At 68.5% G+C, this 13422-nt stretch carries 9 protein-coding genes; all 9 read left to right on the forward strand.

Annotation, left to right across the window (positions count from 1 at the left end; genetic code table 11):
* The first annotated feature begins 2 nt into the window (after positions 1-2).
* The 9 genes from asnB to ACLJOO_RS16265 all read left to right on the forward strand — a co-directional run bounded on the left by asnB (position 3) and on the right by ACLJOO_RS16265 (position 13407).
* Entirely contained in the window at positions 3-1922 is a 1920-nt protein-coding gene (asnB, locus tag ACLJOO_RS16225; RefSeq protein WP_410787988.1) for an asparagine synthase (glutamine-hydrolyzing), read from the forward strand.
* A gap of 9 nt (positions 1923-1931) precedes the next feature.
* The gene (locus ACLJOO_RS16230) at positions 1932-4082 is read left to right on the forward strand and encodes a bi-domain-containing oxidoreductase (protein WP_410787989.1); all 2151 of its coding nucleotides are present in this window, start codon (positions 1932-1934) and stop codon (positions 4080-4082) included.
* The gene (locus tag ACLJOO_RS16235; protein WP_410787990.1) at positions 4079-6016 is read left to right on the forward strand and encodes an alginate lyase family protein; all 1938 of its coding nucleotides are present in this window, start codon (positions 4079-4081) and stop codon (positions 6014-6016) included. The genes ACLJOO_RS16230 and ACLJOO_RS16235 overlap by 4 nt, the downstream gene beginning before the upstream one ends.
* Positions 6017-6084: 68 nt before the next feature.
* Positions 6085-7335, forward strand: a complete 1251-nt coding sequence (locus ACLJOO_RS16240; RefSeq protein WP_410787991.1) for a Wzz/FepE/Etk N-terminal domain-containing protein — start codon at positions 6085-6087, stop codon at positions 7333-7335.
* Positions 7332-9023, forward strand: a complete 1692-nt coding sequence (locus ACLJOO_RS16245; protein WP_410787992.1) for a Wzz/FepE/Etk N-terminal domain-containing protein — start codon at positions 7332-7334, stop codon at positions 9021-9023. Before ACLJOO_RS16240 ends, ACLJOO_RS16245 begins: the two co-directional genes overlap by 4 nt.
* Positions 9020-10243 carry an O-antigen ligase family protein gene (locus ACLJOO_RS16250; protein WP_410787993.1) on the forward strand — a complete coding sequence of 408 codons (1224 nt, stop codon included), beginning with the start codon at positions 9020-9022 and terminating at the stop codon, positions 10241-10243. Before ACLJOO_RS16245 ends, ACLJOO_RS16250 begins: the two co-directional genes overlap by 4 nt.
* Positions 10240-11448 carry a glycosyltransferase gene (locus tag ACLJOO_RS16255; RefSeq protein ID WP_410787994.1) on the forward strand — a complete coding sequence of 403 codons (1209 nt, stop codon included), beginning with the start codon at positions 10240-10242 and terminating at the stop codon, positions 11446-11448. The genes ACLJOO_RS16250 and ACLJOO_RS16255 overlap by 4 nt, the downstream gene beginning before the upstream one ends.
* Positions 11445-13046, forward strand: a complete 1602-nt coding sequence (locus ACLJOO_RS16260; protein ID WP_410787995.1) for a right-handed parallel beta-helix repeat-containing protein — start codon at positions 11445-11447, stop codon at positions 13044-13046. Before ACLJOO_RS16255 ends, ACLJOO_RS16260 begins: the two co-directional genes overlap by 4 nt.
* A gap of 7 nt (positions 13047-13053) precedes the next feature.
* Positions 13054-13407 (forward strand): hypothetical protein, encoded by a 354-nt coding sequence (locus ACLJOO_RS16265; protein ID WP_410787996.1) that lies wholly within the window; start codon positions 13054-13056, stop codon positions 13405-13407.
* Positions 13408-13422 lie beyond the last annotated feature (15 nt).

The following is a 13422-nucleotide window of genomic DNA, read 5'->3' on the forward strand; positions in this document are numbered from 1 at the left end:
CGGTGTGCGGCATCGCCGGCTGCTACCAGCAGCGCGACGGCTTCGCGCTCGCGGAGGCGATGAGCGACCGGATCGCTCATCGCGGCCCGGACGCCGACCGGGTGTACGCGTTCGACGAGGGTGACGTCCGTGCTTTCCTGGCGCACCGCAGATTGTCGATCATCGACCTGTCGTCGGCCGCGGATCAGCCGTTCAGCAAGCGCGGGCTGACGATCTGCTACAACGGCGAGCTCTACAACTACAAGGAGCTCCGGGCCGAACTCTCCAAGTCGGGTGTGCATTTCCGGACCAACGGCGACACCGAGGTCGTGCTGGAGGCCTGGCGCCGCTGGGGCCCGGACGCGCTCAAACGTTTCCGCGGCATGTTCGCGTTCGCGATGCTGGACGAGGACAGCGGCAACCTGTACCTCGCCCGCGACCCGCTCGGCATCAAGCCGCTGTACTTCCTCCGCCGTGAAGGCGGCGTGATCTTCGCGTCCGAACTGAAGGCGATCGTCACCGCGGTCGGCTCCGAACTGCGCACCGAACCGGGCGCGCTGATCGCGTCGATGCTCTATTACTGGCTGCCCGAGCAGCGCTGCGCGATCGACGGCGTCGAGAAGCTGCCGCCGGGTTCGTGGGCCGAGTTCCGGCCGGACGGCGGCAGCCGGCACGAGACGTACTGGCGGGTGACCGACGTCGCCAGCGAGGCCGCGGCCGGCCCCCGCGCCGACCTGCGCCAGGTCATCGAGGAGTCGGTCGCTGCGCACCTCGTGGCCGACGTACCGGTGTCGACGTTCTTGAGCGGCGGCCTCGACTCGAGTCTCGTCACCGTGCTGGCGAAGCAGATGGATCCCGGCGTCGACTCGTACACGATCACGTTCCGCGCCGAGGACCAGAAGCTCGAGGCGATGCCGGACGACGCGATCTACGCGCGCAAGCTGGCCCGCCAGTTCGGGATCGACCTGCACGAGATCGAGATCGCGCCCGATGTCGTCGAGTTGCTTCCGCGGATTGTTGACATTCTGGACGAGCCGATCGGCGACCCGGCCGCGATCAACACGCTGCTGATGTGCGACACCGCGCGCGACGCGGGTGTGAAGGTGCTGCTGTCCGGGATGGGCGCCGACGAGCTGTTCGGCGGGTACCGCAAGCACCTCGCGTGCGTGATGGGAGCGCAGTACCAGCGGCTCCCCGGCGTACTGCGGAACGGTCTGATCGGGCCCGCCGTACGACGGCTGCCGGTGACTGTGAACGGTCGCGGCCTGCGGTACGCGCGCTGGGCCAAGCGGTTCGAGACATTTTCGAACCTGCCGGAGGAGGAAGCGTTCCGGCGCAGCTACACGATGTACGACGCCGACCAGCTCGCCGGCCTGATCAGTCCGGACCTGGACCCGTACGTCGGGAAACTGCTCGCCGAGCACAGCGACATCTACCACGACACGACCCTGACCGATCACGTGAACCGGATGTGCCTCGCGGACTCGCGGATGTTCCTGCCGGGCCTGAACCTCGCGTACACGGACCGGTCCAGCATGGCGGCGTCGACCGAGGTACGGACGCCGTTCGTGGACCCGATCGTCGCGCGGGCGGCGTTCTCGATCCCGGGCAGCGAGAAGATCCACCGCCGGGTCAGCAAGCTCGCGTTGAAGAAGGCGGCCGAGGCGTGGTTGCCGAAGGAGATCATCTACCGCCCGAAGGCGTCGTTCAGTGCGCCGCTGCGGGCGTGGGTGCGGAACGACCTGCGCGAACTGGTGGACGACGTGCTGCTGCGCGGGGAGCTGGTCGGGAGCGGGTTCCTGCGGCAGGCCGCCGTACAGAAGCTGGTCGACGACGAGCGGGCCGGGCGCGAGGACTACTCCAAGCAGATCTGGCAGTTGCTGACCCTGGAGACCTGGACCCGCCACATGCGGTCCTTGGGCGTCACCATTACTTCTTTGTGAAGGACGGATATGAAGCAGGTTGCACAGAACTACAAGTCCGGTGAGCTGGCTGTACTGGATGTGCCTCCGCCCGCCTGTGCGCCCGGTGGGGTGCTGATCCGTTCGCTGTACTCGCTGATCTCCACGGGCACCGAGCTGATGAAGGTGGGCGAGGCCAAGCTGTCGCTGGTCGGCAAGGCGAAGGCCCGGCCGGACCAGGTGCGGAAGGTGCTGGACTCCGTTGCCCAGCAGGGCGCGCTCAACACCTACAAGAAGGTGATGAACAAGCTCGACTCGTACACGCCGCTCGGGTACTCGCTGTGTGGTGTGGTGGTCGAGGTCGGCGCCGGGGCCGAGGAGTTCAGTGTCGGGCAGTTGGTCGCCGCGGCGGGGAACGAGTTCGCGCTGCATGCGGAGTACAACTGGGTGCCGTTGAACCTGTGCGTGCCGGTGCCGGACGGCGTGCCGGCTGAGCAGGCCGCGTTCTCCACGGTCGGTGCGATCGCGATGCAGGGCGTGCGGCAGGCCGAGGTACAGCTCGGTGACACGGCTGTGGTGATCGGGCTCGGGCTTGTCGGGCAGTTGGTTGTGCGGTTGCTGGTTGCCGCTGGGGTCCGGGTGTTCGGGATCGACACGGTCGAGGACCGGTGCCGGATGGCGGAGAAGGCCGGGGCGCTGCACTGCTCGTCGCCGGACGAGGCAGGGGTTGCGTCGCTCGAGCGAGCATTGCTCGAGGCGTCGAACGGTCTGGGCGCCGACCGCATCCTGCTGGCCGCCGGCGGTCACTCGAACGGTCCGGTCGAGACAGCCGCCCGCCTGGCCCGCGACCGTGCCCGCGTCGTCGACATCGGCAAGACGAAGCTGGACCTGCCCTGGAACGCGTACTACGACAAGGAACTGGACGTCCGGTTCTCGCGTTCCTACGGCCCCGGCCGGTACGACGACCGCTACGAGCTCCAAGGCATCGACTACCCGGCCGGCTACGTCCGCTGGACCGAACGCCGCAACCTCGAATGCTTCGTCGACCTGATCGCCCGCGAACAGATCGACGTCGGCTCCCTGATCGCCAGCACCTTCCCGATCGCGGACGCCACCGAGGTCTACCAGAAGCTCAGCAGCGGCGCGTACCCAGGCGTCGGCTTCCTGTTCGAGTACCCCGACGTACCTCAGGCCACCGCACCGCCGACGGCGACATCCACGGCACGTCCTGCCGCACCCACGAGTCGTGGGGTGCGGATGGGTTTCATCGGGGCCGGGAACTACGCGTCGAGCATGTTGCTGCCGCATCTGCAGAAGAACGAGCAGGCTGTCTTGGGGCGGGTGGCGACCAACAAGTCGTTGTCGGCGGCCAACGCGCAGCGGCGGTTCGGGTTCGAGGCGGTTTCCACCACCGCGGACGAGGTGCTGTCCGACGCGAGTCTGGATGCCGTGTTCGTGGTGACCCGGCACAGTTCGCACGCGGAGCTGGCCTGCCGGGCGCTGGAGAGCGGGAAGGCGGTCTTCGTCGAGAAGCCACTGGCGCTGACCGACGAGGAGCTGGACCGGATCGTCGCCACGGTGGATGCCACCGGCAACGATCGGCTGATGGTCGGGTTCAACCGCCGGTTCGCGCCGTTGCTGACCGACCTGAAGGACCGCTTCGGCGACCCGGGCGGCAGCTTCTCGCTGCGCTACCTGGTGAACGCCGGCAAGCTCGACTCCACCAGCTGGTACCTCGACGCCGGCAAGGAAGGCACCCGGTTCGCCGGTGAGGGCGGCCACTTCATCGACACGCTGACCTGGTGGCTGAACAGTCTCCCGACCGAGGTGTACGCCGTACCCGGACCTGACACCGGCGACGTCGTCGTCACGCTCCGGTTCGCGAACGGGTCCGTCGGCACGATCAGCTACGTCGGCGGCGGCAACTCGCGCTTCCCGAAGGAGACGATCGACATCACCGGGGCCGGCCGGAACGCCCGGTTCGACAACTTCCAGAGCGCCTCGCTGTGGACCGGGCGCAAACCGTCCACCCGCAAGTCCCGCAGTACCGACAAGGGCCAGCGCACCGAACTCGAACGCTTCGTCGCCGCGGTGAAGTCCGGCGGCCCGATGCCGATCCCGTTCGACGCGCTGGTCGCCACGACCCGCGCGACGATCGCCGTCGACCGCAGTCTCGCAAGTGGCAAACCGGAGCAAGTGTGAGCCGCCAGCCTTTGGGCTGGTACGTCCGCCGCCTCCGCCGGATGTCCCCCACAGAACTCATCTGGCGAACCCGCGATGCCGGACGCCGTACTGCCTGGGCCTACCAGCACGTCAGGCCCGGGCAGAACGCGGCGATCCACCTCCCGCTCCGCAAAGACCTGACGTTCGGTACGACGCTCCCGCCCAAAACCGCCTGCGCCGTACCGGAGGAAGCGCGGAAGGCGGTGATCGAGACCGCCGACGCCATCCTGGCCGGGAACCTCGAAGTCCTCAGCGTCGAGCGCACTGACCTGCGTGCACCGGACTGGTTCCGCGACCCGGCCACGGGCCGCCGCTCCGACCCGACGCAGTACGTCTTCAAGCTGAACCACCGCAACGAAGAAGCGGTCGGCAACATCAAGCAGGTGTGGGAGCTGTCCCGTCACCACCACCTCACCCAGCTGGCCGCGGCGTGGTACGTGACCCACGACGACCAGTACGCCGAACGCGTCGCCGACCACCTCAACGACTGGTGGCGTTCGAACCCGTTCCTGTCCGGCGTGCACTGGGCGAGCGGCATCGAGCTCGGCCTGCGCCTGATCAGCTGGACCTGGATCCGCCGGCTGCTGAACGACTGGCCCGAGATCACCGACCTGTTCGAGCACAACGAACTGGCGCTCCAGCAGATCTACTGGCACCAGCGCTATCTCGCCGCGTTCCGCAGCCACGGCTCCTCCGCCAACAACCACGTGATCGCAGAAGCGGCCGGCCAGCTCGTCGGCGCCTGCGCGTTCCCCTGGTTTACCAAGAGCGCTCACTGGCGTGCTGATGCCGCAGCCCTGCTGGAGAAGGAACTCGACGCCAACACGTTCCCGTCCGGCGTCAACCGCGAGCTGGCCACCGACTACCACCGCTTCGTCTCCGAGCTCGGTCTGTACGCCGCTCTGGAGGCTGACCTCGCCGGCCATCCGCTCAGCCCGCAGACGTGGGCCCTGCTGACCCGCACCGTCGACGTGGCCGCAGCGATCGTCGACACGAACCTGCGGCCGCCACGCCAGGGTGACGACGACGAAGGCATGGCACTCGTCCTCGACCCGCCAGACATCAGCAACTGGTCGGCGTACCTCTCCCTCGGCGCGGCCGTGGTCGGCGCAGCGCCCTGGTGGCCGGACAGCCCACCTACCGCGACGTCGGTCATCGTCGGCTCGCTGGTCAATGCACAGCAACCAGACCGGCCGGCAGAACGACCGGACCACTTCCGGGACGCTGGACTGACCATTCTGCGGAGCAAAGACACTGGTCCGGAGATCTGGTGCCGTGCGGACGCCGGTCCGCACGGTTTCCTCTCCATCGCGGCCCACGCGCACTCGGACGCGCTTTCGCTCGAGGTGCGCGTCGACGGCGTCGACATCCTCGCTGACCCGGGTACGTACTGCTACCACGGCGAGGAGGAGTGGCGGGACTACTTCCGCTCCACCATCGCCCACAACACCGTCGAGGTGGCGGGCAGCGAGCAGTCCACCTGGGGCGGCCCGTTCCTGTGGCTGCGCGGCGCGACAGGCACGGTACGCCGGCACGACGAGAGCAGCTGGGATGCCGAACACGACGGCTACGCTCCCGTGACGCATCGACGTACCGCCGTACTGGACCACGGCGTACTCCGCGTGGAGGACCACCTCGACGCCGCAGCCGACGTACGGATCGCCTGGCACCTCGGACCTGAGGTGTCCGTGGAGTTGGACGGCTCGACCGGACGTCTGGAGTGGTCCGCCGGCTCGGCTGTCGTCGAACTGCCGGCCGGACTGTCCTGGACGCTGCACCGGGGTGAAACCGACCCGATCCTCGGCTGGTACTCCGGTCGTTTCGGCCACAAGGTCCCGTCGATGACGCTGCTCGGCAGCGGTCGATCGGATCCGACCTACCCGATGGTGACCAGATTCCGGCTGTCTACCTGAAGCCGTGTATCACGGCGAGCGCTCGCCGCTCTTTTGTACGGAGAGCGCCTGCGGTTGAGGAGGGACGCGTGAGCACGCAAGAACTCGACGTCAAGAAGGCGTTTCGGGCGATCCTGCGGCATCGCCGGATAGTCGGCGCCGTTGCGGCCGTCGGGCTGCTCGGCGGGATCGGCGCGGGTCTGCTGATCCCCCCGCTGTACTCGGCCTCGTCGCTGGTGCTGCTGCCGCCGCCGCCGAAAGTGGAGGGCCAGGCGGCGCCGAGCGAGCAGAACATCGACACCCAGGTCTTCATCGCGAACAGCGAGCCGGTCCTCAAGAGCGCCGGCCAGAACGTCAGTCCCGTTCTCAGCGTCGAAGAGGTCAAGAAGCGCATCAAGGTCCAGTCGGCGACCGAGGACGTCATCCAGATCAAAAGCCAGGGCGTCAGCCAGCAGCAGGCGACCAGCCTGGCGAACGCGGTCGCCGACGTCTACCTGGTGTTCGTCACGACGGAGCAGAAGCTGCCCGGTGATCTGGGCAAGAAGACCGGCGCACGGGTCCTGGAGCGAGCGACGACGGCCAGCGGCGGAGGGCTGGCCCCGCACCTCGCTGTCTACGGTCTCCTCGGTCTCATCGGTGGCGCACTGCTCGGCGCGGTGGCCGCACTCGTCATCGCCCGCAGCGACCGGCGGCTCCGGCTACGGGACGAGATCGCCGACGCGATCGGCATCCCGGTGCTGGCCTCGGTGTCGTCGTACCGGGCGAAAGGCGTCTCCGACTGGAGCAACCTGCTCGACCGCTACACGCCGCCGGCGGTCGATGCCTGGAGTCTTCGCAAGACGCTGCACCACCTCGGCCTGGACCCGAAGGAGAACGCTTCGACCTCGCTGACGGTCCTCTCGTTCACCGAGGACGAGGCCGCGCTGCCCTTCGGGCCGCAACTGGCCGCGTACGCCACCTCGATCGGGATCGCAACCTCACTGGTCGTCGGCAACCACCACGAAGCGACCGGCGTCGTGCCGGGGACCATCGTGGGATCCGGCAACCGGGTCCAGCTGGACATCCTGGTCGTCGTCGTGGACCGCGACGAGCCGCAACTGAACGACGTCCTCGGCACCACCACGACCGTGGTCGCGGTGTCGGCGGGTGCTGTGACCGCCGAGGAACTCGCCCGGCTCGCGGTCGCCGCGGACGACACCGAACGCACCATCGACGGCATCGTCGTGATGGATCCCGATCCGTCCGATCGCACCATCGGGCGGGTGCCGCGCTCCCTGCGGCGGTCCGGCTCCGCGCTGCCGACCCTGCTCACCGGCGCGGCGAAGAGGAGAGCCCGATGAGCGAGCACTGGCGGGCCGAACAGCCAGGCCCCGAGACCGTCTGGTCGGATGACGACGAGCTGTACGGCATCGACGAACGGACCGACAGCTACCCACCGGACGGGCTCGTCACCCTCAGATTCCTGAAGGACGCCGTCCGTCGGCACGCCCGGTTGTGGATCATCGTCGCGATCCTCGGCGTGGCCGCAGGTACGGCGGTCCCCTTCGTCATGCCGCCCCCGGCCGAGTCGTCGGCCAAGCTGCTGCTGACCCACCGCGAGGGCGACAACCTCGACACGGCGATGGCGACCGACGAGAGCCTGGTGACCACGCGGGCCGTCGCGCAGCTGGCCATCCAGAAGCTCAACCTCACCGACTCGCCTGACGAGCTCCTCAAGCGGTACTCCGCGACGGCGTTGACCGACCGCATCCTCCAGATCGACACCAAGGCCAAGACGAGCGCCGAGGCGACTGCGCTGGCCGACACCATCGCCGGCGTCTATCTCGTGTTCCGGAACCAGCAGATCGTCGAGCAGGCCGCGCCTCTGCGAGCTGATCTCGCGGCGGCTGCAGCCGCGGTCAAGCGTGCCGAGGCAGCGGTCCGGGCAGCGGGCGGCGACCCCAGCGACACCTCTGCGCCCACCACCACGCTGACGGCCAGGCTCGGCCAGGCGCGGGACACTCAGCGCTTCATAGAGCAGCAACTCCTCGACCAGCAGGTGTCGGGATCGCGGATGGCCAGTAGCCGCATCCTCGACGAGGCCACGCCGGTCCGGGTGTCCCAGCGTTACACCCAGGTCGTTGCCACCGGCTCGGGGCTCATCGTCGGCCTGTTCCTCGGGATCGGGTTCGTCGTCGTCCGGGCGATGATCTCGGACCGGCTCTGGCGGCGGCAGGACGTGGCCCATGCACTCGGCGTACCGATCCGGCTGAGCATCGGGCGCCCGCGGCTCCGCCGGCGGCCGACCCTCCGCCGGCTCCGCGCACCGGAACCCGACCTCGGACCAGTCGTGCGGCACCTGGGATGGAACGTCACCGCCGAGGACGGGCTCACACCGGCCCTCGCCGTCGTGAGCATCGACACGACGAAGGACTGTGCGCGGATCGTCGCCTTGCTCGCCCAGTCCTTCGCCGAGCACGGACAACGGGTGCTGGTGGCCGACCTGACCGGCACCGGCGACCTCGCGGCCGCGTTCGGCATCAGGAAGCCGGGCACGTTCGATACCCAGGGAACGGCCACCGACCTGCCGATCAACGTCCATCGCCCGGTGTCGGGCACCGGCGCGCTCGAAGGTCTTCGCCTGCACGAGGACGAGGACGGGGACACCGACGAGGAGAAGGCTCTGCGCGCGGTCTGGGCCGCCGCTGATGTCGTACTGGTCCACGCGACGCTCTCCCCCGCGCTCGGCGCCGAGTACCTCCCGGCCTGGGCCTCCCGCGCGGCGCTCGTGGCGACTGCAGGCCGGTCGAACGCGACGACCCTGCACGCCGCCGGCGAGATGATCCGGCTCGCCGGACTCCGCGTCGAAACTGCCGTGCTGCTCCGCGCCGACCGGACCGACGACAGCCTCGGGCAGTGGGAAGCGGGGACCGAGCAGACCGAGCAGGCTGAGCAGACCGAGCAAACCGAGGAGCCCGAGCGGGTCAGGACGGCCGGACAGAACGGGCAGCCTGCAGCCGGATCCGGATTCGGGGCGGTCGCCCCATGACTGCTCCGCCGCTCCTCGGCACCTCACCGGCAATCCGGTCGGTGCCAGGGCCGCGGACCGTCAAGCGCCGGATCTACCTCTGCTGGGGGCTGCTGGTTCTCAACGTCATCCCGTTCTACCCCGGCGAGCAGCACCTGCTGCTGCCGATCCCCGGAGTCGTCGGCAAGCTGATCACGCAGGGATCCCTGGCCGTCGCGCTGATCCTTGCGATGAGTATCAATCGCCGGGGATCGATCCGCCGGAGCACCTACATCCTGCTGGTGACCGTCATGGCCGGGGTGGCCTTGATGGACAGCCTGCGGAGCGACTTCATCTTCGGCAGCCTGTACCGGGTCTGCCGCCTGCTCGCGTTCCTGCTGACGCTGCTGCTGCTGACTCCCTGGTGGGGCCGGCGCGATCTACTCCTCGTCAAGGTGCATCTGACCGTCATCGGGATCATCCTGGGCTCGGTTCTCGTCGGGTACGTCGTCGCCCCGGGTGTCGCCATGGGGTCGGAGGGCCGGCTGGGCGGCTCGCTCTGGCCGATTCCTGCGACGCAGGTCGGCCGGTACGCCGCGACCGCGATCGGGCTGACCGCGATCCTGTGGATGTCCGGCACGATCCAGCGGAAAGCTGCCTTGATCACCGCCACGATCGCCCTGCCGATGCTGTTGCTCACCCACACCCGCACGGCGCTGGTGTCCATGGCGGCCGGCCTCCTGATCGCCGGGCTCAGTCTCTTCCGCACCCGCGCCCGCGTCCGCAGGGCGTTCGCCATCGGAACGGTCATCGTCTCGATCGGCGCACTCAGCCTGTCCTCGGTGCTGACAACCTGGATCGCCCGCGGCCAGGACACCCAGCAACTGTCGAACCTGACCGGCCGCACCGTGGTCTGGGAGCAGGTACTGGCCCAGTCGCGGGGCTGGTTCGAGCTGTTGTTCGGCATTGGACTGACCAACAAGTCGTTCAACGGCCTGGCGATCGACAGCAACTGGATCTCCACGTACTACGAGCTGGGGCTGGTCGGGGTGGCCCTCAACATCGCGATGCTCCTGTTCCTGCTGGTCGCCGCGTCGTTCCGCCCGCACGGCGTGCATCGGGCGCTCGCGCTCTACCTGGTCGGCTACGCCATCGTCTCCAGCTTCACCGAGACGGGTCTCGGCGACGCGTCGCTCGCGTTGCTCGAACTCACCCTCGCCGCATCTCTGCTCCTGCCGACCCTCCACAGAGGCCCGCGATGAGAATCCTCGTTCTGCACAACCGCTATCGCTCGGCGGCCCCCAGCGGGGAGAACCGGGTCGTCGACCAGGAGAGCCAGGCTCTCCGGTCTCTCGGTCACGAGGTGGAACACTTCGAACGACGCAGTGACGACATCGAGAGCTGGTCGCCGCTGCAGAAGGCCGCGCTGCCCGCGAGCGTGGTCTGGAGCCGGAGCTCCCATCGGGATCTGAGCGAGGTGCTCCGACGGTTCGAGCCGGACGTGGTGCACGTTCACAACACGTTTCCCTTGCTCAGTTCCTCCGTGCTGTACGCCTGCCGTGATGCCGGCGTACCGGTGATCGCGACCCTGCACAACTACCGGCTGGTCTGTGCGACCGGCGACTTCTTCCGGGACGGCAAGATCTGCCTGGAATGCGCCGACGGCAGCTCCACGGCCGCTCTCCGGCACCGCTGCTACCGCGGCTCGGTGCTGGCGACCGCACCTGTTGTCGTGGCCGGGCGCGTGCACCGGAACGCGTGGCGCTCGCTGGTCTCGGCGTACGTGCTGCCCACTGCTTCCCAGATCCCGCTGCTGGCCGCGATGGACTTCGATCCGGAGCGCGTCTTCGTCAAACCGAACCTCGTGCCGTACGACGGACCTGTGTCCGGGCCCGAATCACGCGAGCACCAGGTGGCCTACGTCGGCCGCCTCGACGAGGCCAAAGGCCTGCCGTTCCTGATGCGTGCCTGGGACGACTACTGCTCGACGGCGGGCGATCAGGCGCTGCGGCTGGTGATCGCCGGCGGCGGAGCGCTGGAAGCGGAGGTCTCGCGGTGGGCCGAGCGGCATGCTTCGGTCGAGGTGACCGGAATGCTGAGCAAACAGGAGTGTTTCGAGCTGATCGCCCGCTCGCGCGCCGTACTGCTGCCCTCACAGGTTCAGGAGACGTTCGGGCTCGTGCTCGTGGAGGCGATGGCTGCCGGTGTCCCGTCGATCGCCGCGGCGCACGGCTCGTTCCCCGAGCTGATCACCGACGGCGTGGACGGCTCGCTCTTCCGGCCCGGTGACGCCCCCGAACTGGTGACCGCGCTCCAGGACGTCGACCGGTTCCCGGAGCGCTACGAGAAGTACGGGCTGCAGGCAAGGGCGACGTACGAGACCCGGTTCCATCCGACCCAGAACATCGGGCAGCTGCTCGAGATCTACAGGTACGCAGTGGATCACCCCGCTGTGCGACGCCGATGAACACCCGGCGCCTGCTGGTCGGCTCCGGGGCGCTGTTGCTGGTCGCCTGCCTGGTCACCGCCGGGCTCATCGCCAGGAACCGCGCCTCAGTGACCGAGGCCTCTACCGGCGTCGCTGTCTCTGGAACACCGGCCACCACGGAGCCGGGGCCATCGGCGGCCGCGGCCGCGCCCGCGTCTCCACCGGCCCGCATCTGCAACAATCCGTCCGTACTGGCTGGTCCTGCGAGGCCGCCCACCGGCGCGGTCGTCGTGCTGCCGTCGCAGAACCTGATCACTCTGACTGAGGACAGGCCCGCCGGTACGACGTTCTGGCTCGTCCCGGGAGTGCACACCCTGGGCACCGGCCAGTACGACCAGGTGACGCCCAAGGCCGGCAACACCTACGTCGGCGCGCCGGGAGCGATCATCGACGGGCAGCACCGGAACCTGTACGCGTTCACCGGGCCGTCGGGCGGCGTCATCATCCGGAACCTCACCATCCAGAACTTCGGGCGCCACGGTTCCAACAACGACGAGGGCGTGGTGAACCACGAGACCACGGCGAGCTGGACGCTGCTGGGGAACACGATCCGGAACAACGCCGGGAACGCGGTCATGGTCGGTACCCGCAATCTGCTGCGACACAACTGCCTCGCGAACAACGGGCAAAGCGGCTTCGGAACCTACAACGCCACCGCCACCGTTTCGAACATCACGCTCGACAGCAACGAGATCACCGGCAACAACACCGACGACTGGGAGCGCCTCAGGCCGGGCTGCGGGTGCACCGCCGGAGGGAAGTTCTGGGAGGTCACCGGAGCGATCGTGCGGAACAACTGGGTGCACGGCAACAACGGCGCGGGCCTGTGGGCCGACACGAACAACGCCGGGTTCCTCTTCGAGGGCAACTACATCGACGGCAACGACGCCGAGGGCCTGATCTACGAGATCAGCTACAACGCGGTCATCCGGAGCAACACGTTCGTCGGCAACGGCCACGTCAAGGGTCCGACCAACGGCAGCTTCCCGACCGGAGCCATCTACATCTCGGAGTCGGGCAGCGACCCGCGCGTCCCCGCGGGCTCCGGCAAGGCCCTCGAGATCACCGACAACGTCTTCAGGGACAACTGGTCGGGCGTCGTGCTGTGGGAGAACTCCGACCGATTCTCGGGATCGCCGGCGGAGGGCAGCCAGGCCGACACCCTGGTCAATCCTGAGTCGGTCACCGCCAAGACCTGCACCCGGGACAACATCAAGAAGCGGCCCTACTTCGACGACTGCCGGTGGAAGACCCAGAACGTCCAGGTCCACCACAATCTCTTCAGCCTCGATCCGAGTCAGCTTCCGGCGACCTGCGGCTCGCAGACGGGCTGTGGCTACAACGGTCTGTTCGCGAACTACGGGACATCACCGGCGTGGTCGCCGTACAAGGGCACCGTGATCGAGGAGGCCGTCGCACTGCAGCAGAACAACAAGTTCTCGTTGAACGTCTACTCCGGCCCGTGGAGCTTCGTCGTTCCCGCGCAGGGCGCCCGGGCGAACTGGGCGACGTGGCAGGGCGCGCCGTACAGCCAGGACACGGACAGCGTGATCAAGCTGCCGACCGGGGAGCGCTGAAGCGACGATGAGGCCTCCGGAGCGAGTCGCCTGTGAGCAGATCGCGCTGCTCCGGTCGGTCGGGTACGCCGCGTTCGGCCGGCACGAGCGGGACCTGGACGTGCTCGACCTGGTCTTCGACAGCCTCGTCGACCAGCCCGGAGCCGACGACGTACGACGGCTGCGCTTCGCCGGGCACGGGGTGACGCTGGACGTGGAACGCACCTCGCTGACCGTGGAACTGCGGGTCTCCCCGGCCGGTCCGGTCGTGGTCGAGGCCCGCGGCGGCGAGGGACCTGGGGACGCGCAGCTGGTGAGCTTCCTGCTGCGGTGGCCCGGTACCGCACAACGGCCGGTCCGGACCGCCTGGATCATGCTCTGACCAGAGAGCACGATC

Origin of the sequence: Kribbella sp. C-35 (genome assembly GCF_046549195.1) — a bacterium.
Lineage (GTDB): Bacteria > Actinomycetota > Actinomycetes > Propionibacteriales > Kribbellaceae > Kribbella.

Excerpts from the sequence above, each read along its gene's own strand:
- ACLJOO_RS16250 (WP_410787993.1), top strand. The coding sequence starts at position 9,020 with ATGACTGCTCCGCCGCTCCTCGGCACCTCACCGGCAATCCGGTCGGTG.
- ACLJOO_RS16260 (WP_410787995.1), top strand. The coding sequence starts at position 11,445 with ATGAACACCCGGCGCCTGCTGGTCGGCTCCGGGGCGCTGTTGCTGGTC.
- ACLJOO_RS16255 (WP_410787994.1), top strand. The coding sequence starts at position 10,240 with ATGAGAATCCTCGTTCTGCACAACCGCTATCGCTCGGCGGCCCCCAGC.
- ACLJOO_RS16265 (WP_410787996.1), top strand. The coding sequence starts at position 13,054 with ATGAGGCCTCCGGAGCGAGTCGCCTGTGAGCAGATCGCGCTGCTCCGG.
- ACLJOO_RS16245 (WP_410787992.1), top strand. The coding sequence starts at position 7,332 with ATGAGCGAGCACTGGCGGGCCGAACAGCCAGGCCCCGAGACCGTCTGG.
- ACLJOO_RS16230 (WP_410787989.1), top strand. The coding sequence starts at position 1,932 with ATGAAGCAGGTTGCACAGAACTACAAGTCCGGTGAGCTGGCTGTACTG.